The organism is Serratia sp. H402Y (assembly GCF_051172415.1).
Classification (GTDB): Bacteria; Pseudomonadota; Gammaproteobacteria; order Enterobacterales; family Enterobacteriaceae; genus Serratia; species Serratia ureilytica.
On sequence record NZ_JBPIYZ010000001.1, the window covers coordinates 1,740,485 to 1,760,139 of the forward strand.

The window sequence follows — 19,655 nt, forward strand, 5'->3', positions numbered from 1 at the left end:
GAGAAATAATGCGGGCAATCAATACAGATTATTCCAGCCAAAGCTTAACGTATCCTTAGGGCAATTCATTTTGTGAGCGATCGTCAAAAATAATTTAATACGAATCGTTTTCACTATCATTATGGATGTTCTTGGCTAAAATCGGGCTGCTTGCGCTTGCCAGGCGATATTCGTTTTCCTCATTCGAACGCTAAAAAGGATAACTGCATGAAGCTGCGTATTTCATCCCTCGGCCCCGTGGCCCTGCTCGCCTCCTCGATGATGCTGGCCTTCGGCGCTCAGGCGGCCACCGCCGACCAAGGCATCGTTATTTACAACGCCCAGCACGAAAATCTGGTGAAATCCTGGGTCGACGGTTTTACCAAAGACACCGGCATCAAAGTCACGCTGCGCAACGGCGGCGACAGCGAACTGGGCAATCAGCTGGTGCAGGAAGGCAGCGCCTCGCCTGCCGACGTGTTCCTGACGGAAAACTCCCCGGCGATGGTGTTGGTGGATAACGCCAAGCTGTTCGCCCCGCTCGACGCCGCCACGCTGGCCCAGGTAGAGCCGCAATATCGCCCAAGCCACGGTCGCTGGATCGGCATCGCCGCCCGCTCTACCGTATTCGTCTATAACCCGGCCAAGCTGACCGACGCGCAGTTGCCGAAGTCGCTGCTGGATTTGGCCAAGCCGGAATGGAAAGGCCGCTGGGCCGCTTCGCCATCGGGCGCCGATTTCCAGGCGATCGTCAGCGCGCTGCTGGCGCTGAAAGGCGAGAAAGCAACGCTGGACTGGCTGAAAGCGATGAAAACCAACTTTACCGCCTATAAAGGCAACAGCACGGTGATGAAAGCGGTCAATGCCGGCCAGATCGACAGCGGCGTGATCTATCATTACTACCCGTTCGTCGACGGCGCTAAAACCGGCGAGAACAGCAAAAACATCAAGCTGTACTACTTCAAACATCAGGATCCGGGCGCATTCGTCAGCATCTCCGGCGGCGGCGTGCTGGCTTCCAGCAAGCATCAGCAGCAGGCGCAGGCGTTCATCAAGTGGATCACCGGCAAACAGGGCCAGGAGATCCTGCGCACCAACAATGCCTTCGAATACGCCGTCGGCGTCGGTGCGGCCTCCAACCCGAAACTGGTGCCGCTGAAAGATCTGGACGCGCCGAAGGTAGACGCCGCGCAGTTGAACAGTAAGAAAGTTGTCGAACTGATGACCGAGGCCGGCCTGCTGTAAGGCCCGCCGGCAAACCGAGAGTTTTTGATCGTTATGTCAAACCTGAGTACCCACGCCGCGCAGACCGCGCGGCGTTATTCCACTATCCCTCGTCACTCGCGGCCGGGGCCGATCGTGGTGGCCTGCGCCGTGTTGCTGTCGTTGCTGGCGCTGCTGCCGCTGGGATTCGTTATCGGCGTGGCGTTTGAAACCGGCTGGCAAACGGTCAAAGCTCTGGTTTTCCGCCCGCGCGTGGCGGAACTGCTGTTGAATACCCTGCTGTTGGTGGTGCTGACGCTGCCGATCTGCGCCGTGCTGGGGGTGGCCCTGGCCTGGTTGACCGAACGCACCACGCTGCCGGGCCGCCGTCTCTGGGCGGTATTGGCGACCGCGCCGCTGGCGGTGCCGGCCTTTGTGCAAAGCTATGCCTGGATCAGTCTGGTGCCGTCGATGCACGGCCTGGGCGCCGGCGTTTTCATCTCGGTGCTCGCCTATTTTCCGTTTATCTACCTGCCGGCCGCCGCGGTCTTGCGCCGTCTGGATCCCGGTATCGAAGACGTCGCCACCTCGCTCGGCTCCCGGCCGCCGGCGGTGTTTTTCCGCGTGGTGTTGCCGCAGCTGAAGCTGGCGGTCTGGGGCGGTTCGCTGCTGATCGCGCTGCACCTGCTGGCGGAGTACGGCCTGTACGCCATGATCCGTTTCGATACCTTCACCACCGCCATCTTCGATCAGTTCCAGTCGACCTTCAACGGCCCGGCGGCCAACATGCTGGCCGGCGTATTGGTGCTGTGCTGCCTGGGGCTGCTGTTGCTTGAGGCGATAAGCCGCGGCCGCGCGCGCTATGCCCGCGTCGGTTCCGGCAGCGCCCGCAGCCAAACGCCGCGTCGCCTCTCAGCGCCGCTCGCCGCGCTGGCGCTGCTGCTGCCTATCGCGCTGACCGCGCTGGCGCTGGGCGTGCCTTTCATCACCCTGGTCCGCTGGCTATGGCTGGGCGGCCTCGACGTATGGCGCAACGCCGATCTGTGGCCCGCGCTGTGGCAAACGCTGTCGCTGTCCGCCTCTGGCGCGCTGCTGATTACGCTGTGCGCCATTCCGATGGCCTGGCTGTCGGTGCGCTATCCGGCCCGCCTGTACCGGGTGCTGGAAGGCTGCAACTACGTGACCAGTTCGCTGCCCGGCATCGTGGTGGCGCTGGCGCTGGTGACCATCACCATTCACAGCTTCCGGCCGATTTACCAAACCGAGATCACCCTGCTGCTGGCGTATCTGCTGATGTTTATGCCGCGAGCATTGATCAACCTGCGCGCCGGCATCGCGCAGGCGCCGGTGGAATTGGAAAACGTGGCGCGCAGCCTGGGCAAGTCGCCGGCGCAGGCGCTGTGGAGCACCACGTTGCGGCTGGCGGCACCGGGCGCCGCCGCAGGCGCCGCGCTGGTGTTCCTGGCGATCGCCAATGAATTGACCGCCACGCTGCTGCTGGCGCCGAACGGCACCCGCACGCTGGCCACCGGTTTCTGGGCGCTGACCAGCGAGATAGACTATGTCGCCGCCGCGCCTTATGCGCTGATTATGGTGGCGCTGTCGCTGCCGCTCACTTGGCTTCTTTACTCTCAATCTAAACGTACGGCGGGACTATGAGCACGCTCGAACTGCACGGTATCGGAAAATCTTACAATGCCATCAGGGTGCTGGAACACATCGACCTGCAGGTTGCCGCCGGCAGCCGCACGGCGATCGTCGGCCCTTCCGGCTCCGGCAAAACCACCCTGCTGCGCATCATCGCCGGTTTTGAAATCCCCGACGGCGGACAAATTCTGCTGCAGGGGCAAGCGATGGGCAACGGCGGCGGCTGGGTGCCGGCGCACCTGCGCGGCATCGGCTTCGTCCCGCAGGATGGCGCGCTGTTCCCGCATTTTACCGTCGCCGGCAACATCGGTTTTGGCCTCAAAGGCAGCAAGCGCGAGAAACAGCGTCGCATCGATGCGCTGATGGAGATGGTGGCGCTGGATCGTCGCCTGGCCGCCCTGTGGCCGCACGAGCTGTCCGGCGGACAGCAACAGCGGGTCGCATTGGCGCGCGCCTTGTCGCAGCAACCGCGGCTGATGTTGCTGGATGAGCCGTTCTCGGCGCTGGATACCGGCCTGCGCGCCGCCACCCGCAAAGCGGTGGCCGAACTGCTGACGGAGGCCAAAGTCGCGTCGATCCTGGTCACCCACGATCAGAGCGAGGCGCTGTCGTTCGCCGATCAGGTGGCGGTCATGCGCAACGGTCGGCTGGCGCAGGTGGGCGCGCCGCAGGATCTTTATCTGCGCCCGGTCGATGAACCGACCGCCAGTTTCCTTGGCGAAACGCTGGTGCTGACCGCCGAGCTGGCGCACGGCTGGGCCGACTGCGCATTGGGGCGCATCGCCGTCGACGATCGCCAACGCAGCGGCTCGGCGCGCATCATGCTGCGTCCGGAGCAGATTCAAATCGGTTTGTCCGATCCGGCGCAGCGTGGCCAGGCGGTGATCACCGGCATCGATTTCGCCGGCTTCGTCTCCACCCTCAATCTGCAAATGGCCGCCGACGGCGCGCAGCTCGAGATCAAAACCGTCAGCCGCGAAGGCCTGCGGCCCGGGGCGCAGGTCAGTCTCAACGTGATGGGGCAAGCGCATATTTTCACCGGCTGAGAGTGTGGGGAGCGACCCTTGACGTTCCCCTCGCCACCGCGCATTATCAATGGCATGAATCGCATCGCGCACGCCCTCACCACCACCACCGCAACCGCCACGCAATGGCGGGCTGCACGGGTGCGCAACAGCTAACGACGTATCCCCAAGCCCCGCCAGCCATGGCCGGGGTTTTTTATTTCTCCGTGCCCGCCGGCAATTTCATTACGGAGAAGACCTATGCCAACTATCCCCGCACCGCGCAGCGCCCTGCTGGTTATCGACATGCAAGTCGGCCTGTTCGCCTCGCCGGACGATCCGCCGTTCGCCGCCGAAACCCTTCTGGCGAAGACCCATGCGTTGATACGCGCCGCACGCGTGGCGAATGCGCTCGTGGTGTTTATTCGCCACACCGGCCCGGCAGGTTCACCTATCGCCGTAAACAGTCCGCTGTGGCAAGTTCACCCCGATCTCGACACCGATGCGCAAGCCGACTGGTTCATCGATAAAACCCATCCCAGCTGTTTTTACCGGACTGGCCTGGCGGAGCGGCTTAAGCAAGCCGGCATCGGTCGGTTGGTGATTTCGGGAATGAAAACGCAATACTGCGTAGACACCGCGTGTCGGCGCGGCGCGGAGTTGGGATTTGACCTGGTGTTGGCCGCCGATGCCCATAGCTGTTCGGACACGGCGGCGCTCGGCGCCGACGCCATTATCCGTCACCATAACCAGACCCTGTCGGGGCCGTTCGTGACGCTGGCGCTGGCGGAAGAGGTGAAATTCTAAAACACGCGCGATTTGCCTGTCAGGCCGGGCCAACGCCCGGCCTCCTCAGCGGCAAACCTTGTCGCGGCGCGGCTTTTTCGGCGCCAGCAGATACTCCACCACGCTTTCGTCGACGCAGCTGTCGATGCCGTTCAGCGCCAACGTATGTCCGTCGCGTTCGCGGGTGATCAGCGGGCTTTTAAAGGCCGAGGCCATCACCTGGGCATTGCGGTACGGCGTGGTTGGATCGTAGCGCTGGGCGACGAACAGCAGCGGCGGCAGCGCGGCGGACGCCACCGGCATGTGCGGCCGATCTTTGCCGCGGTACGGCCACAGATCGCACATTTCCAGCGGATACTCGTGCAGCGGCAGATAGTGGGCATATAAAGCGGCGGTATTGATCTCCTGCCGCTGCCTGCGCAACAGCTGCGGATCGGCCGTTGGGTTGGCGACGTCGGCGCAGGTGATGACGTTCAGGGCATCATCGGCATCCGGAGAATAGCTTTCGTCGATCAGATCGGAAACCTGTTGCCCGGCGATGCCGGCATCGAGCTGACGCAGTACGGTGGCCAGTTCATGCCAGCGCTCCGGCCACAACAGCAGCGAACGCGTCACCGTCAGCACATCGTCGGCGGAGATCTCATAGCCCGCCGCAGTGACGAACGGCTGCTCATGCAGCTTGCGCAGCAAAGCGTGATAACGCTGAAGCGCCTGATTGGCGCCGCCGCCAAGCTGGCAGCTGTCGGTTTTTCCGCAATAGGCGGCGAAACGCAGGAAACTTTGCTGGAAGCCTCGCTCCTGATTCATGCGCTGGGTGAAATCGTCCTCGGCCAGATCCACCACCCCGTCCAGCACCAGCGCGCGCGTTTTCTTCGGAAAACGTTCGGCATACAGCGCCGCCACCTTGGTGCCGTAAGAGTACGCCACCGCCGTCAGCCCCGGTTCGCCCAGCGCATGGCGGATCGCGTTCAGATCGTTGACCGCCTCGTCGGTGCCGATGTGTTGCAGCACGTCCGCGCCGGTCTGTTTGATGCAGGCGGCGATCAGGGTGCGCGTCTGGTTCTCCGCGCCGGCCACGTCGTTGTCGTCCGGTTCAGGGAGTTCGTCACCTTCGGCCACCTGGCAGGAAATTTTTGGCGTCGATTGACCGACGCCGCGCGGATCGTAACCGATGATGTCGTAGGATTTACGCAGTTTGGCGACGTGGGCGTCGTTGCCGAGATAAGGATTGATCCCCGGCAGGCCCGGCCCGCCGCTGATCACCACGACGCTGCCCTTTTTCGGCCCGGTGGCGGGCAGCAGGGTCAGCGCCAGACGCACGGTCGGTTCCCCCGCCTGCGCCGAATGGGCGGGAGGGGTAGCGTAAACCAACGGCACGTCGAGGTAGCCGCAGCGCAGCCCCGCCGGCGGCGCTTCATCGAACCAACGCTGAAAGCCGCTGTTGAGACAAGATTGCCAACGAACGCCGTTCTCGGGCGCCGCGCCGTGAGCCGCAGGTTTGGCCTGGGCGGGCAACGCGGCGGCGGTCGCGGCGAGCAGCGCCAGAATACGCAGTACTGACATGGGGAGTCCTTTCAACTCAACGAATCGGTCAAAGGGTAACGATACTCGGTTAAACCGCTAGCCAATAGAACATAAAAAAACGCGCGGGTGAAGCCGACGCCGTGCGTATGGAAAGACTTTTCTTTGCTCGGATTGATCTTATAACGCACAGAATGCTGCAAAAAACGCCGTTCACCTGCTAGGCTTAGAGTTCGTTAACCCACAAGGAACAGGAGAGCAGCATGTTTGGTAAAGCGGAAGACAAAGCCAATGAAGCCGCAGGCGCGGTAGAAGAAGCGTTCGGTAAAGCCGTCGATTCGCCGGAGCATCAGGTACGCGGCGCGGCGCGCAAGTACGCCTCCCAGGCCAGCTATGCCGCCCGTGACGCAGCGGACAGCGTAAGAACGCAGGTGGAAGCCAACCCGCTGGCCGGCGTGGCCGTTGCGGCGGCAGTCGGCATCGTTTTCGGCTTCCTGCTGGGACGCAAATAAGCGGCGAATGCGCGTTCGACAATAGGCCCGTTACGGGCCTTTTTTTCGCCCTTTTCTGCGCCGGCGCCGTTGTGCGTGCAAACTTTCATCTATCACAACCATCGCTTAAAAAAACCAACGCCTTCAACTACGATTAGTTTGTGACCAGAGCAAGGCTCTGCGATCCGGCGGATAACCCTATGAGGATTATCATCATTATCCATGCTGTTTAAGCCGCTCTCCTTCACGCGGCTAAGAAAGGTTGATTATGGCTCGCACCACCCCTATCGAACGTTACCGCAATATCGGCATCTCCGCGCATATCGATGCCGGCAAGACCACCACCACCGAGCGGATTCTGTTTTACACCGGGGTCAGCCACAAGCTGGGCGAAGTGCATGACGGCGCGGCGACCATGGACTGGATGGCGCAGGAACAAGAGCGCGGCATCACCATCACCTCGGCGGCCACTACCTGCTTCTGGAACGGCATGCAGCATAATTATCCGCAGCACCGCATCAATATCATCGACACCCCCGGGCACGTCGATTTCACCATTGAAGTGGAGCGCTCGATGCGCGTGCTGGACGGCGCCGTCATGGTCTATGACTCGGTGGGCGGCGTCCAGCCGCAGTCGGAAACCGTCTGGCGCCAGGCCAACAAATACAAAGTGCCGCGGCTGGCGTTCGTCAACAAGATGGACCGCATCGGCGCGGACTTTTTCCGCGTGCGCAAAATGATGATCGAGCGCCTCAAAGCCAACCCGGTGCCGATCGTTATTCCTATCGGCGCCGAAGACCGCTTCAGCGGCGTGGTGGATCTGGTGCGGATGAAAGCCATTCTGTGGGACGAAGCCTCGCAGGGCATGAACTTCAGCTTCGAAGAGATCCCGGCCGACCTGCGCGAATCGGCGCAGGAGTGGCGTGAAAACATGATTGAAGCGGCCGCCGAAGCGTCGGAAGAACTGATGGAGAAATACCTCAATCAGGTGCCGCTGAGCGAAGAGGAGATCGTTCACGGGCTGCGGGTGCGCACCGTCGCCGGCGAAATCCAGCCGATGCTGTGCGGATCGGCGTTCCGCAACAAAGGCGTGCAGCGCATGCTGGACGCGGTGATCGAGCTGATGCCCTCGCCGCTCGACGTGCCGCCGATGGAGGGCCACGGCGAACACGATGAAATCATCACTCGCAAAGCCGACGACAACGAAAAATTCTCGGCGCTGGCGTTTAAGCTGATGACCGACCCGTTCGTCGGCCAACTCACCTTCGTGCGCGTCTATTCCGGGGTGCTGGCCAAAGGCAGCAGCGTTTATAACCCAATCAAGGGCAAAAAGGAGCGCATCGGCCGCATCGTGCAGATGCACGCCAACGATCGTAAGGACATCGACGAACTGCACGCCGGCGACATTGCCGCCTGCGTCGGCCTGAAGGACGTCACCACCGGCGATACGCTGTGCGATCCCGGCGCCATCATTACGCTGGAGCGCATGACCTTCCCCGAGCCGGTGATCGCCCAGGCGATCGAGCCGAAGACCAAGGGCGACCAGGAGAAAATGGGCATCGCGCTGCAGCGGCTCTCTTCGGAAGATCCGTCGTTCCGCGTGCGCACCGATGAAGAATCCGGCCAAACCATTATCTACGGCATGGGCGAGCTGCACCTGGAGATTATCGTCGATCGCATGCGCCGCGAGTTCGGGGTGGAGACCACCACCGGCAAACCGCAGGTGTCTTACCGCGAAACCATCCGCAAACGGGTGGCCGACGTGGAAGGCAAGTTCGTGCGCCAATCCGGCGGTAAAGGGCAATACGGCCACGTGGTGCTGACCGTCGAGCCGAACGAACCCGGCAAAGGCTTCGAGTTCTTCGATGAGATCAAGGGCGGCGTCATTCCCGGCGAGTTTATCCCGGCGGTGAAAAAAGGCGTGCTCGAGGCGCTGAATAACGGCGTGCTGGCCGGTTATCAGGTGGTGGACGTCAAGGTGCACCTGACCTTCGGTTCTTACCATGACGTCGACTCGTCGGAACAGGCGTTCCGCATGGCGGCGATCTTCGGCTTCAAGGACGCCTGCCGCCTGGCGGATCCGGTGATCCTCGAGCCGATCATGTCGGTGGAAGTGGAAACGCCGGAGGATTACGCCGGCAACGTGATGGGCGATCTCTCCTCACGCCGCGGTCTGGTGCAGGGCATGGAAGAGATCCCGGGCGGCGGCGGCAAGGAAATTCGCGCCAAGGTGCCGCTGTCCGAGATGTTCGGCTACTCGACCACCCTGCGTTCGATGTCGCAGGGCCGCGCCACCTACACCATGGAATTCAGCCACTACGCCGAAGCGCCGCGCAACGTGGCCGAAGAGATCATTCACCACAGCAAGCGTTAACCCTTACGCCCGCCGCCACGGCGGGCGTCACCTCGGCTTGTCCTCCAGCGCCACCACCACTGGCTGCGGTTTGATGCGCATGGCGTACACCACGCCGGCGATCAGACAGACGATGCCCGCCAGCGTCAGCAGCGGCGGCCAGGCCTGGCGCAACAGAAAGGTATACGCCAGCCCCGCCAGAATTTCGAACACGATGAGCGGCCCCACCAACACCGTCGGCAGCCGCTGGCTGGCTTCGTTCCAGCACAGCGCCCCCAGCCAGGAGCAGAACACGCCGATGATCAGCATCAGAGGGATAAACACCTCAGGGCGCGGGCCGAACGGCAAGGCGAACGCCGGCTCGCTCAACGCCAACTGACCGCAGACCGCCAGATAGCCCAGCAGCGCCAGCGGCAGCGTCACCAGCCCTTGGGCCGTGGCCCAGGTGGCCGGACGCTGCGTCGGATTCTCCCGCAGCCAGCGTGAATTGCGCAGCGGGAACCAGGTCCAGCACGCCACCGCCAACACGGCCAGCCCAAGACCGCTGAGATAGCGCCAGCCGTCGATCGGCACCGCATTGCCGCGCAGCTCGGCGACGTTCACGCACACCAATCCACAGACGATCAACAGCAGTGCGGGCGCCAGTTTGCTCCAGGCCAGGCGCCCGTCGTGCCGGCCGTAAAACAGATTGGCGCAAATGGCGATCACTACCGGCAAGGTGCCGATGATCATGGTCGACACCGGCGCACCGGTGCGCTGAATGGCGCTGGCCAGGCATAGGTAGTACAGCAGATTGCCGATAGCCGTCAGCTTGAGCGCTTCCCACCAATCCTGGCGCCGCAGCTTACGCAGGCGGCGGCGATCGAACCACGCCAGCGGCAAGGCGATCAGCCCGAAGGCCAGATAGCGCCCGGTGGACTGCAGCGCGGCGGGATAGTCCGGTACCAGCAACGGACCGACGAAAATCAATCCCCACATCAGCCCGGCGGCCAGGGCAAACACAACGCCAATGAACATAACGACTCCGACAAACGGCCGGTGCGGCCAACCCGCCCGACAAGACAGCGGCAGAGTAACGAAAACGCGGGGAGGAATTATTGTAGCAGGTTGCTGTTTTAGCCCAATTTCACCTGTTTCTGGAAACGCACTGGCGTGACGCCGTAACGGTTGGCGAAGGCGCGCGTCAGGTGCGCCTGATCGGTCAGCCCCGCCGCCGCCGCCACCTGTGCGGCGGGCATGCCGCGCTCCAGCATGCGTTTGGCCTGCGACAGCCGGATCGCCATCAGCATCTGCTGCGGCGAGACGTGATATTCGGCCTTGAACTTGCGCAGGAAATGGTACGGGCTGAGCGACACCAGCTCGGCCAGTTGGTTGAGCGTTATAGCCTCGGCGAAGTTATCGTGCAGGTAGCTTTTCACCACCTCGAAACGGTGCGCCGCCTCGGCTTTCTCCCGCCGCCCGGTGCGGATGTGCGGTTGCAGCAACGCCACCGCTTCCAACAGCAGGCCGTCGAGCGTAAGCGGATCGTCGGTTTGCCACAGCGCGGCGAGAATGGCGGACAGGCGCTGCGCCGCCCGCGGATCGTGGCGCACCGCATCGGTAAACCACTGGCTCCGATCGCCGGACAGCCGCTCCAGCGTCTCGGGCGCCAGATAGAGCATGCGGTAACACCAGCCGCCCGGCGTTTCGGCTTCGCCGGTATGCAGCTCGTCAGGATTCATCAGCACCAGCGCGCCCGGCGCCGCCAGGTGCTGCGCCCCGCGATAGCGGAAACGCTCGGCCCCGGTGTCCACGGTGCCGATGGCGAAGGCGTCGTGGGTATGCGGCTCGAAGGCATAGCGTTCGATATGCGCCTGATAGAGTTCGACGCCGGGCAGATGCGACAAATGCCGGAACTGCGCGCAGTCCTTCTCGAACGGAAACTGTTGTGGAACCCCTTGCACCCGACCTCCTCATCCGTGCTGACAATCTGCTCAGCATAGCCAAAACATCGCCGGTTGAGTAGCCGCCCTGGTCCTTTCGTGCCCCTCGCCTGGACGATCGGCGCCATTCGGCGTAGGGTTAAGGTCCCTGTCCCTTTCAGACGGGCCGCATCGCGAAGCTCATCGGCCCCTGACACTCCGCAAACAAGAGGCAACAATGTATCCGGATACTCAACTGTATATCGATGGACAATGGCGCAGCGCGCTGGCCGGAAAAACCCTGCCGGTCTCCAACCCCGCTACCGACGAGATCATCGGTCAAGTGGCGCACGCCGCCGCAGAGGATCTCGATCTGGCGCTGGCCGCCACCGAACGCGGGTTTAACGTTTGGCGAAACACCGCCGCACACCAGCGCGCCAACCTGATGCGCAAAGCCGCTGCGCTGCTGCGCGAACGCGCCGACGCCATCGCCGCCATCATGACGCAGGAACAGGGTAAGCCGGTGGCGCAGGCCAAAATCGAAATTCTCAACGCCGCCGACGTGATCGAGTGGTTCGCCGGCGAAGCCACCCGCACCTACGGGCAGATTATTCCGTCCCGCGCTCGCGACGTGCAGCAGCAAACCCTGAAATTGCCGGTCGGCCCGGTGGCCGCCTTCACGCCGTGGAACTTCCCGATCAACCAGATCGTGCGCAAGCTGTCCGCCGCGCTGGCGGCGGGTTGTTCAATCATCGTCAAAGGCCCGGAAGAAACGCCGGCCTCACCGGCTGAGCTGATCAAAGCCTTCGCCGACGCCGGTATCCCGGCCGGGGTGATCGCGCTGGTGTACGGCACCCCGGCGGAAATCTCGGAATACCTGATCCCGCATCCGACCATTCGCAAGATCTCCTTCACCGGCTCCACCCGCGTGGGCAAGCACCTGGCTGCGCTGGCCGGCCAGCATATGAAAAAGGCCACCATGGAGCTGGGTGGCCACGCGCCGGTGCTGATCTTCGACGACGCCGATCTCGACGCGGCGGCCAAAGAGCTGGCGCAATCCAAGTTCCGCAACGCCGGCCAGGTCTGTATCGCCCCGACCCGCTTCCTGATCCAGCAAGGCGTTTATGAGGCCTTCGTGGAGAAATTCACCGCCGCGGTGCGTGAACTCAAGCTCGGCAACGGGCTGGAAGACGGCGTGACGATGGGGCCGATGGTGCTGGGCCGCAGCGTCGACAATATCGAGGCGCTGGTGCAGGACGCTATCGCCCACGGGGCGAAGGCCAGCACCGGCGGCAAACGCGTGGCGGGCAAAGGCAACTTCTTCGAGCCGACGGTGCTGCGTGACGTGCCGCTGAGCGCGCGCGCCATGTCGGAAGAGCCGTTTGGCCCGGTCGCCCTGCTGCGCCCGTTCACCACCTACGATGAGGCGATCGCCGAAGCCAATCGCCTGCCGTACGGGCTGGCCGCCTACGCTTACAGCCGCAACATCGCCACCGTCAATGCGCTGGGGCGCGACGTGGAGAGCGGCATGCTGAGCATCAACCACATCGGTTTCGGCCTGCCGGAAACGCCGTTTGGCGGCGTGAAGGACTCCGGCCACGGCACCGAAGGCGGCAGCGAAGCGATCGAATCCTACCTGGAAACGCGCTTTGTCACCGTCGCCGGCCGTTAATCGCACGTCGGATGAATAGCCAGAAGCCCCGCAATGCGGGGCTTTTTTTTTACTCACCGGCCAGCTCGAACAGGCGCCGCGCCGCCGGGGTCAGCCCCAACATGTGAATGCAGGCATGCACCATGCCCGACAACCGTTCACAGCGTACCGCCACACCCGCTTCACGCAGCCGCTGCGCATACAGTTCGGCCTCATCGCGCAGCGGATCATATTCGCAGCTCAGGATAGTGGCCGGCGACAATCCGCGCAGCGTGGCGGCGTGCAGCGGCTCGGCGCCGGGATCGCGTCGCTGGGCCAGGTACTGCTGCCAACAAAACACCATCGCGTCGCGCGTCAAAAAATGCCCCTCGGCGAATTCGCGATAGCTCTTCGTCGCCATTTCGCGGCTGAGCGCCGGGTACAGCAGCAGTTGACGTTCAATGTGCGGGCCCCCGCGATCCCGCGCCAACAGCGCGACCGCCGCCGCCAGATTGCCTCCGGCGCTGTCACCACCCACCGCCAGATGGTCAGCGTCAATCCCTAACTGCGGCGCCTGTTGCGCCGCCCAACAGAGCGCCTGATAGACATCTTCCAGCGGCTGTGGAAAAGGAAACTCCGGCGCCAGTCGATAATCGACCGACAGGATTATCCGATCGGTGGCGTTAGCCAGCGCCTGACAGGGCTGGTCATACAGCGACAGCGAACCGAGGCACCAGCCGCCGCCGTGGGCGAACAGCATCGCCGGTTGTGCGGCAGCGCGCCTTTCCCCCGCCGGTAGATAGGCGCGCAGCTCAATCCGGTGCCCATCGGTGGCGACCAGCGTAAAATCCCTGACGCCGCCGCTCGGTTGCGGTGCGCCCTGCAGCAGACGCAAACCGCTTTCCGTGGCCGCCCGCATGTCCGCCAACGAAGCGGGTAGCGGCGCGTCGGCCGAGGCCGCCAAAAAGGCGGCGATGCGTTCATCAAGCGGCATGTTGCTCTCCCGCCAGGAACGGCGCAATCAGCGCGATAAACGCCTCATGACACTCCTCGGTGATGAAATGGCCGCAGCCGGCGACCGTTTCGCCCCGCAGATCGCGCGCATTGCCCCGTAGCGTCGTCAGCGGCGCGTCGCCGGTGGCGTGCTCCGCTCCCACCGTCAACACCGGCATCGTCAACGGCGTGGCGGCGCGCAGCCGGTTCTGGCGAACGGTCTCCGGGATCGCCCGGTAATAGTCGAATCCGGCGCGCAGGCCACCCGGCGCCGAATAGGCGGCGATATAGACCTCAGCCGCCACCCGATCGCGCCGATAAGACCAGCGGTTGAAGATATAGCCAAGATACTCCCGCTCGCGCCCCTGGGTCAGGGTCTCAGGCAAATCCGCCAGCTGGTTGAACATGAAATGCCACAGGAAGATATTCTCCTCCGGCGCGACGAAAATCGGCGGCGGCGGCGCCAGACCGGGGATCACCGCCTCCGTCAGCACCAGACGCTCCACCGCCTGCGGGAAATCGCTCGCCATGGCATAACCGATCCACATGCCGATGTCGTGGCCGACCAGTTGGTAACGTTGATGGCCCAGCTGCGCCATCATCGCGTGCAACGCCACACCGATGCTGCCGGTGTCGTAGCCGCCGGCGGGCTTGTCAGAGTCGCCGATGCCCGGCGGATCGACGGCGATCGCCTGAAAACCGGCCGCCGCCAAGGCGCGCATCACATAACGCCAGGTGTACCAGGTTTGCGGCCAGCCGGGGATCAGCAGCACCGGCCGCCCTTCGCCGGCCACCACGCAGTGAAGGCGCCGGCCGTTGACCTGGGTATAGACGTGTTCCGCCGCGAGATCCTGCAACAGGATCTCGTTTTGACTGTGTTTCATGGGGTTAACTCCCTGTGGGGTCAGGCTCAGCGAATGCCGAGCAATGCATTGATCTGCTGAGGATTGACCGGCGCACCGGCGAAGTCATCAAACACTTTGTCGGTGACACGGATAATGCGCTCGCGAATGAAGGCCGCGCCTTCGCGAGCGCCGTCCTGTGGATTTTTCAGGCAGCACTCCCACTCCAGCGTCGCCCAGCCCGGATAGCCATACTGCGTCAAACGGGAGAAAATGCCGTTGAAATCGACCTGGCCGTCGCCCAGCGAGCGGAAACGGCCGGCGCGATCGATCCAGGACTGATAACCGCCGTATAAGCCCTGACGACCGGTCGGATTGAACTCGGCGTCCTTAACGTGGAACATGCCGATAACGTCCTTATAGATATCGATAAACTCCAGATAATTAAGCTGCTGCAGCACCATGTGGCTCGGATCGAACAACACCCGGCAACGCGGATGGTTGCCAACGCGCTGCAGAAACATCTCAAACGTCACGCCGTCGTGCAGGTCCTCACTCGGGTGAATTTCATAACACAGATTGATGCCCTGCTCCTCGCAGGCGTCGAGCACCGGCAGCCAGCGTTTGGCGAGCTCGTTGAACGCGGTGTCGATCAATCCTTCAGGGCGCTGCGGGAACGGGAACAGATAGGGCCAGGCCAGCGAACCGGAAAAGGTGCCCAGTTCGCTGAGCCCCAGCCGCGCCGACGCCTTCACCGCCAACAGCATTTGCTGCCGCGCCCACTCGCCGCGGGCCTTGGGATCGCCCTGCAGCGCCGGCGGCGCAAAGCTGTCGCACAGCGCATCGTAAGCCGGGTGCACCGCCATCAGCTGGCCGAAGATATGGCTGGTCAGTTCGCTGACCACCAACCCCTGCTCCGCCAACATGCCGGTCAAATCGTCGCAGTAGGTTTGGCTTTCCGCAGCGGTGGCCACGTCGAATAAACGCCGATCCCAGGCCGGGATCTGCAAGGCGGTAAAACCGGTCCGCGCCGCCCACTCGGCAATGGCGGGCAAGCTGTTGAACGGCGCCGCGTCATCGCTGAATTGCGCGAGATGCAGGCTTGGACCTTTGAGGGTTTTCATCGTAAACTCCTATTTGTTGTCGATTGACAAACAATAGAAGCAAAGCGCGGCGACCGCAAGCGAAATTTATAAAGGCATTGGTATTCCCGTCGATTTAAGCGATCCTATGTCGCTGAATGGCAGGTAAATTGGAGCAGCGAATGGCAGGCAGACCGCGCGAGTTCGATCGCGAACAGGCGCTATTGAAGGCGCGAAACTTATTCTGGCGGCAAGGTTACGAAGGCACTTCGATGTCGGATCTGGTGGCGGAGTTGGGCATCGCTTCCGCGCGCATCTACAAAGCGTTCGGCTCCAAAGAGCAGCTGTTTCGCGAGGCGATTGCCTGTTATGAAACCGCCGAAGGGGGCTTCGCCGATCGCGCCTTCGCGACGGAAAGCGGCATTCGCCCGGCGCTCAAACGCCTGCTGGAAGACGCCGTGCGGCTCTATAGTCGGCCCGATCTGCCGCAAGGCTGCATGGTGGTCTCCGCCGCCGCCAGCGTCAGCGCGGAAAACGACGGGCTCAAAGCCTGGCTGGCAGAGCATCGGCTGCAGCGCACGCAGCAGATCGTCGAACGGCTGCGGCAGGCGGTGCAAACCGGCGAATTGCCGGCCGACACCGACGCCGACAGCCTGGGTGACTATTTCGCCGTCTTCCTGCACGGCCTGTCGATTCAGGCGCGTGACGGCGTCACCGAGGCGCGGTTATTGGCGGCGGTAAACGTGGCGCTGACGGCGTTAGGCGACGCTTAATCCTCCGGCAAATCGACAATCACCAGCGTACCTTCGCTGCCCGGCAACACGCGGTGCGGCACGCCGGCCGCGGCCTGATACAGCTGACCGGCCCGCACCACCACTTCTTCCCCCGCCACCTGCAGCCGCAGGTGGCCGCTGATCACCAGCAACCCTTCGCTGTAATCATGCACTTCATCCGCAATGCTGCGCGCGTCCATGCGCAGCACTTTGATATTGGCCGCACCGACGCGGCCCAGCACGGCAGAGCGCCAGGCCTCAGGCAGTTCGGCCGCCTGCTGGTTTAAATCGAACAGCATCGGAATCCCCCAGGTGCATGAAAAAACGCACTCTAGCCTGATTCTGCGCCGCAGGGAAAGACGCTTTGGTTGCAGGTTATGACCGTTGGTTCTGAGGCGAGACGCGCCGGATGAACGCTTAAGGCAGCAGCGCCGCGGCCTCCCGATCGGCGATAATCAACAGGTCCGGATGCAGCATCAAAATGCTGGCGGGCACCCTGCTCTCCACCGGCCCGCTGACAATGCGCCGCAAAATGTCCGCTTTGTGCGAACCGTTGACGAGCAGCACCAGCTTTTTGGCGGCCATCACGCTTGCAGGCCCCAGGGTGATGTAATGATCGGGCAACCATTCAGTGCGGCCGCCCACCTCTTTGAGCAAAATGTCCGCCATATCCGGCCTGGCGGAAACCGGCACCCGACAGGTGTGGTCTTCGAAGGCGGTGGTGCCCGGCAGATTGCCGCAGAAATGCCCGTCCGCTCCGACGCCCATCACGATCGCATCCAGCCCGCCATCTTCGGCGATACGCCGATCGTGCTGGAGGTAGTTGTCCGAATTCAAGACGTGCAGTTGCCGCTCGGGGATCGCCGCCGGGCCAAAGAACATACGGTGCAGATTCTCCATGGTGACGCCATAGCCCGATCGGCCAGCGTAAGGAATTTCATCGAAATTATAGTAATGCGCGTTGGCGAATTCCGCGTGGCCCTTGACGCGCGGAGCCAACAACTCATACATCCGTTTAGGCGTCGAGCCGGCGGTGATAGCCAGATTGACGCGCTGCGGGTGCAGCATGTAACTCAACAACAGGCTGGCGGCCAGCTCACTCATTTCCTGGTAATCATTAGCGACGACAAGTTTCATTCCCTTCTCCTTTTTGCAAAAAAAAACCTAACCGCCCATCCGGCCATGTTCGATGCCGGGAGAGAAGTTAGGTTTTGCCTGATCGCGTCAGTAACAATCCGTTTTTTGTCAGGTTATGGCGGCCAGGAATGAAATGCAAACCGCGTTGTGTGATGCAAGCCGCAATTGCGGCGATGCCTTTTTCGCGCCCTATACCGGCACGCGGCGGCTAATCTCCACCACCTGATCGCTGGGCAGGTAGTAATAATCCGTGACGTGCATGCCGTTGCGCACCATCAGCGCGAACAAGTTGCGCTGCCAGGATGGCAACCGGTCGTTCGCTTCGCGGCGCACCACGGTCTCGTGCCCGAGATAGTAGGTCGCCTCGTCGAAGTTCAGACCGGATTTCTGCGCCTCGACATGCTGCAACAGCTGCGGGATGTCAGGCCGCTCCATAAAGCCATAGCTGGCCACGCCGCACCAAAAGCCCGGCGACAGCTCGCGCATCACCAAACGTTCAGCATTCGAGACCCGCGGCTCATTGACGATGGCAATGGTGAGCGCCAGCACGTTGGCGTGCAGCGAACCGTTACGCTTGACCTGCCATTTCATCACCGGCGGCGTCCCTTGCAGGCTGCGAGTCAGGAATACCGCGGTGCCCGGCACGCGCGGCACGGATTCGCGGCGGATTTTCTCCAGGAAATCCTCTACCGGCACTGTCGTTTCACCGAGGGTGCGCGCGGCCGCCAGCACCCCGCGATGCCAGATCAGCATCACGGTATAGACCGCGGCGGCCAACAGCAGCGGGATATAACCGCCCTGCAGCACTTTAGTCATGTTGGCCGTCAGGAAGCTCAAATCGACCACGAAGAAACCGCCCGCCACCAACAGGCTGGCGATCGGCCCCCAGCGCCACACCTCGCGCATGGCGACGAACAGCAGGCCGGTGGTCATGATCATGGTCAACGAGACGGCGATGCCGTAGGCGGCGGCCAGATTGTCCGACGATTTAAAGAACACGGTAAGGAACAGCGTCACCACCATCAGCAGCCAGTTGATGGCGCCAATGTAGATCTGCCCGTAACTTTCCTCGGTGGTTTGCCTGACCCGCAGCCGCGGCAGCCACCCCAGTTGGATCGCCTGCCGGGTCATGGAAAACGCACCGCTGATGATCGCCTGGCTGGCGATGATCGTCGCCAGCGTGGCCAGGATCACCAGCGGGATCAGCAGCGCCGGCGGGCATAAACGGAAGAAGATGTTCTGCGTGACATCGGCGCCGCTCAGGATCAGCGCGGCCTGACCGGCGTAGTTAAGCAACAGGCTGGGAAAAACGATGCCGAACCAGGCCAGCCAAATCGGCCGTTTGCCGAAATGCCCCATATCGGCATACAGCGCTTCGGCGCCGGTGACGCACAAAAACACGCCGCCCAGCACCAGGAAGCTGGTCAGTCCGTTGGAGAACAGAAAGTGAATGCCGTAGAGCGGGTTCAGCGCCAGCAATACCGCCGGATGCTGGATGATGCCCCACACGCCCAACGCAGCGATCGACAGGAACCACAGCGCCATGATCGGCCCGAACACGCGGCCGATGCGCGCGGTACCCAGCGGCTGAATGGCGAACAGACTGAGCAAAATCACCACCGCCGCCGGCAGAATAAAGGGCTGCGACGCCGGCAGCACGATGTTCAGCCCTTCGAGGGCCGAGAGCACCGAGATGGCCGGCGTGATGGCGCCGTCGCCGTAAATGAGCGCGGCGCCGAACAGGCCGGCGAACAGCACCAGCGGCCGGGATTTTCGCTTGCTGACCAACAGCGACATCAGCGCCATGATGCCGCCCTCGCCGCGGTTGCCGATGCGCATGGCGAACATGGCGTATTTGAGAGAAGTGACGATCACCAGCGTCCAGAATATCAGCGACAGCAGGCCAAGGATCACCGGCGCCGAAGGCGCGTCGCCGGAGAGAAACAGCACGGTTTTCAGGGTGTACAGCGGGCTGGTGCCGATATCGCCGAACACCACGCCCAATGCGCCCAACGCCAGCGGCGCCAGCCCCGTCTTATTCACGGTTTCCGTATCATTGCCGACAGACATCTGCTCGCTCCTTGACGTTGCGCTGAGAGTGGGAATTATTGTCACTTTGTGGCCGTCGCGCCACGTGATCGGCAAGTTAAGCATAGCCGTCATCTTCGCCAGTGACAGCATCGCGCGTTGAAGCTTCAGCAATCATCGCCGGTGAGCAACGGTTTAAAAACGCCCACCCCGGAGGGCCTATTACTTTCCTGTTGGCGTGGCGTGCGTCGTGGGAAAGTGAAATGAACGTCCGGCTCCCCCCTG

17 protein-coding genes are annotated in these 19,655 nt (G+C 62.7%); 8 read left to right on the plus strand and 9 right to left on the minus strand.

From position 1 onward, the window contains the following. Positions 1 to 207 precede the first annotated feature (207 nt). The 4 genes from ACSBQS_RS08640 to ACSBQS_RS08655 all read left to right on the plus strand — a co-directional run bounded on the left by ACSBQS_RS08640 (position 208) and on the right by ACSBQS_RS08655 (position 4,640). A complete protein-coding gene (locus ACSBQS_RS08640) occupies positions 208 to 1,224 on the plus strand; it encodes an iron ABC transporter substrate-binding protein (RefSeq protein WP_195879977.1) in 1,017 nt (338 codons plus the stop codon). 33 nt (positions 1,225 to 1,257) lie between these two features. Beyond that, complete coding sequence (locus ACSBQS_RS08645; protein ID WP_434990272.1) at positions 1,258 to 2,841, plus strand: ABC transporter permease; 1,584 nt, start codon at positions 1,258 to 1,260, stop codon at positions 2,839 to 2,841. Further along, on the plus strand, positions 2,838 to 3,875 hold the full coding sequence (locus ACSBQS_RS08650) for an ABC transporter ATP-binding protein (RefSeq protein WP_197749857.1): 1,038 nt from the start codon (positions 2,838 to 2,840) through the stop codon (positions 3,873 to 3,875). The genes ACSBQS_RS08645 and ACSBQS_RS08650 overlap by 4 nt, the downstream gene beginning before the upstream one ends. A gap of 219 nt (positions 3,876 to 4,094) precedes the next feature. Next, positions 4,095 to 4,640, plus strand: a complete 546-nt coding sequence (locus tag ACSBQS_RS08655) for a cysteine hydrolase family protein (RefSeq protein ID WP_033650334.1) — start codon at positions 4,095 to 4,097, stop codon at positions 4,638 to 4,640. 45 nt (positions 4,641 to 4,685) lie between these two features. On the opposite strand, the gene ACSBQS_RS08660 is transcribed toward ACSBQS_RS08655, so the two are convergent. After that, positions 4,686 to 6,182 (minus strand): alpha/beta hydrolase, encoded by a 1,497-nt coding sequence (locus ACSBQS_RS08660; protein ID WP_089191801.1) that lies wholly within the window; start codon positions 6,180 to 6,182, stop codon positions 4,686 to 4,688. Positions 6,183 to 6,403: 221 nt separating this feature from the next. Between ACSBQS_RS08660 and ACSBQS_RS08665 the strand changes: the two genes are divergently transcribed. Together ACSBQS_RS08665 and fusA are read left to right on the plus strand one after the other, a co-directional pair. Next, the gene (locus ACSBQS_RS08665) at positions 6,404 to 6,652 is read left to right on the plus strand and encodes a glycine zipper domain-containing protein (protein WP_004938127.1); all 249 of its coding nucleotides are present in this window, start codon (positions 6,404 to 6,406) and stop codon (positions 6,650 to 6,652) included. Positions 6,653 to 6,899: 247 nt separating this feature from the next. Further along, on the plus strand, positions 6,900 to 9,005 hold the full coding sequence (fusA, locus tag ACSBQS_RS08670; protein WP_033650331.1) for an elongation factor G: 2,106 nt from the start codon (positions 6,900 to 6,902) through the stop codon (positions 9,003 to 9,005). A gap of 27 nt (positions 9,006 to 9,032) precedes the next feature. On the opposite strand, the gene ACSBQS_RS08675 is transcribed toward fusA, so the two are convergent. After that, a complete protein-coding gene (locus ACSBQS_RS08675) occupies positions 9,033 to 10,001 on the minus strand; it encodes a DMT family transporter (RefSeq protein ID WP_197666458.1) in 969 nt (322 codons plus the stop codon). A 98-nt stretch (positions 10,002 to 10,099) separates the two neighbouring features. Then, a complete protein-coding gene (locus ACSBQS_RS08680; RefSeq protein ID WP_197666457.1) occupies positions 10,100 to 10,927 on the minus strand; it encodes an AraC family transcriptional regulator in 828 nt (275 codons plus the stop codon). Positions 10,928 to 11,123: 196 nt separating this feature from the next. On the opposite strand from ACSBQS_RS08680, the gene ACSBQS_RS08685 reads away from it, so the two are divergent. Beyond that, a complete protein-coding gene (locus ACSBQS_RS08685) occupies positions 11,124 to 12,557 on the plus strand; it encodes an NAD-dependent succinate-semialdehyde dehydrogenase (protein WP_164106237.1) in 1,434 nt (477 codons plus the stop codon). Between the two features lie 49 nt (positions 12,558 to 12,606). On the opposite strand, the gene ACSBQS_RS08690 is transcribed toward ACSBQS_RS08685, so the two are convergent. The 3 genes from ACSBQS_RS08690 to ACSBQS_RS08700 are packed head-to-tail and all read right to left on the minus strand — an operon-like array spanning position 12,607 to position 15,474. Next, the gene (locus ACSBQS_RS08690; RefSeq protein WP_434990278.1) at positions 12,607 to 13,509 is read right to left on the minus strand and encodes an alpha/beta hydrolase; all 903 of its coding nucleotides are present in this window, start codon (positions 13,507 to 13,509) and stop codon (positions 12,607 to 12,609) included. Beyond that, positions 13,499 to 14,392, minus strand: coding sequence for an alpha/beta fold hydrolase (locus tag ACSBQS_RS08695; RefSeq protein WP_147880471.1), 894 nt, complete (start codon positions 14,390 to 14,392; stop codon positions 13,499 to 13,501). The genes ACSBQS_RS08690 and ACSBQS_RS08695 overlap by 11 nt, the downstream gene beginning before the upstream one ends. Before the next feature lie 26 nt (positions 14,393 to 14,418). After that, positions 14,419 to 15,474 carry a sugar phosphate isomerase/epimerase family protein gene (locus tag ACSBQS_RS08700; protein WP_342164598.1) on the minus strand — a complete coding sequence of 352 codons (1,056 nt, stop codon included), beginning with the start codon at positions 15,472 to 15,474 and terminating at the stop codon, positions 14,419 to 14,421. 140 nt (positions 15,475 to 15,614) lie between these two features. On the opposite strand from ACSBQS_RS08700, the gene ACSBQS_RS08705 reads away from it, so the two are divergent. Beyond that, positions 15,615 to 16,205, plus strand: a complete 591-nt coding sequence (locus ACSBQS_RS08705) for a TetR/AcrR family transcriptional regulator (protein ID WP_033650324.1) — start codon at positions 15,615 to 15,617, stop codon at positions 16,203 to 16,205. On the opposite strand, the gene ACSBQS_RS08710 is transcribed toward ACSBQS_RS08705, so the two are convergent. The 3 genes from ACSBQS_RS08710 to ACSBQS_RS08720 all read right to left on the minus strand — a co-directional run bounded on the left by ACSBQS_RS08710 (position 16,202) and on the right by ACSBQS_RS08720 (position 19,412). Continuing rightward, the gene (locus tag ACSBQS_RS08710; RefSeq protein WP_047026060.1) at positions 16,202 to 16,504 is read right to left on the minus strand and encodes a cupin domain-containing protein; all 303 of its coding nucleotides are present in this window, start codon (positions 16,502 to 16,504) and stop codon (positions 16,202 to 16,204) included. The two genes, ACSBQS_RS08705 and ACSBQS_RS08710, sit on opposite strands and share 4 nt — an antisense overlap. Before the next feature lie 118 nt (positions 16,505 to 16,622). Then, positions 16,623 to 17,342, minus strand: a complete 720-nt coding sequence (locus ACSBQS_RS08715) for a glucosamine-6-phosphate deaminase (protein ID WP_197666452.1) — start codon at positions 17,340 to 17,342, stop codon at positions 16,623 to 16,625. A gap of 189 nt (positions 17,343 to 17,531) precedes the next feature. Further along, positions 17,532 to 19,412 (minus strand): potassium transporter Kup, encoded by a 1,881-nt coding sequence (locus ACSBQS_RS08720; protein ID WP_197666451.1) that lies wholly within the window; start codon positions 19,410 to 19,412, stop codon positions 17,532 to 17,534. Between the last annotated feature and the right edge of the window lie 243 nt (positions 19,413 to 19,655).

Excerpts from the sequence above, each read along its gene's own strand:
- ACSBQS_RS08675 (WP_197666458.1), bottom strand. The coding sequence starts at position 10,001 with ATGTTCATTGGCGTTGTGTTTGCCCTGGCCGCCGGGCTGATGTGGGGA.
- ACSBQS_RS08715 (WP_197666452.1), bottom strand. The coding sequence starts at position 17,342 with ATGAAACTTGTCGTCGCTAATGATTACCAGGAAATGAGTGAGCTGGCC.
- ACSBQS_RS08655 (WP_033650334.1), top strand. The coding sequence starts at position 4,095 with ATGCCAACTATCCCCGCACCGCGCAGCGCCCTGCTGGTTATCGACATG.
- ACSBQS_RS08720 (WP_197666451.1), bottom strand. The coding sequence starts at position 19,412 with ATGTCTGTCGGCAATGATACGGAAACCGTGAATAAGACGGGGCTGGCG.
- ACSBQS_RS08650 (WP_197749857.1), top strand. The coding sequence starts at position 2,838 with ATGAGCACGCTCGAACTGCACGGTATCGGAAAATCTTACAATGCCATC.
- ACSBQS_RS08645 (WP_434990272.1), top strand. The coding sequence starts at position 1,258 with ATGTCAAACCTGAGTACCCACGCCGCGCAGACCGCGCGGCGTTATTCC.
- ACSBQS_RS08640 (WP_195879977.1), top strand. The coding sequence starts at position 208 with ATGAAGCTGCGTATTTCATCCCTCGGCCCCGTGGCCCTGCTCGCCTCC.
- ACSBQS_RS08685 (WP_164106237.1), top strand. The coding sequence starts at position 11,124 with ATGTATCCGGATACTCAACTGTATATCGATGGACAATGGCGCAGCGCG.
- ACSBQS_RS08705 (WP_033650324.1), top strand. The coding sequence starts at position 15,615 with ATGGCAGGCAGACCGCGCGAGTTCGATCGCGAACAGGCGCTATTGAAG.
- ACSBQS_RS08710 (WP_047026060.1), bottom strand. The coding sequence starts at position 16,504 with ATGCTGTTCGATTTAAACCAGCAGGCGGCCGAACTGCCTGAGGCCTGG.
- fusA (WP_033650331.1), top strand. The coding sequence starts at position 6,900 with ATGGCTCGCACCACCCCTATCGAACGTTACCGCAATATCGGCATCTCC.
- ACSBQS_RS08690 (WP_434990278.1), bottom strand. The coding sequence starts at position 13,509 with ATGCCGCTTGATGAACGCATCGCCGCCTTTTTGGCGGCCTCGGCCGAC.
- ACSBQS_RS08665 (WP_004938127.1), top strand. The coding sequence starts at position 6,404 with ATGTTTGGTAAAGCGGAAGACAAAGCCAATGAAGCCGCAGGCGCGGTA.
- ACSBQS_RS08660 (WP_089191801.1), bottom strand. The coding sequence starts at position 6,182 with ATGTCAGTACTGCGTATTCTGGCGCTGCTCGCCGCGACCGCCGCCGCG.
- ACSBQS_RS08695 (WP_147880471.1), bottom strand. The coding sequence starts at position 14,392 with ATGAAACACAGTCAAAACGAGATCCTGTTGCAGGATCTCGCGGCGGAA.
- ACSBQS_RS08700 (WP_342164598.1), bottom strand. The coding sequence starts at position 15,474 with ATGAAAACCCTCAAAGGTCCAAGCCTGCATCTCGCGCAATTCAGCGAT.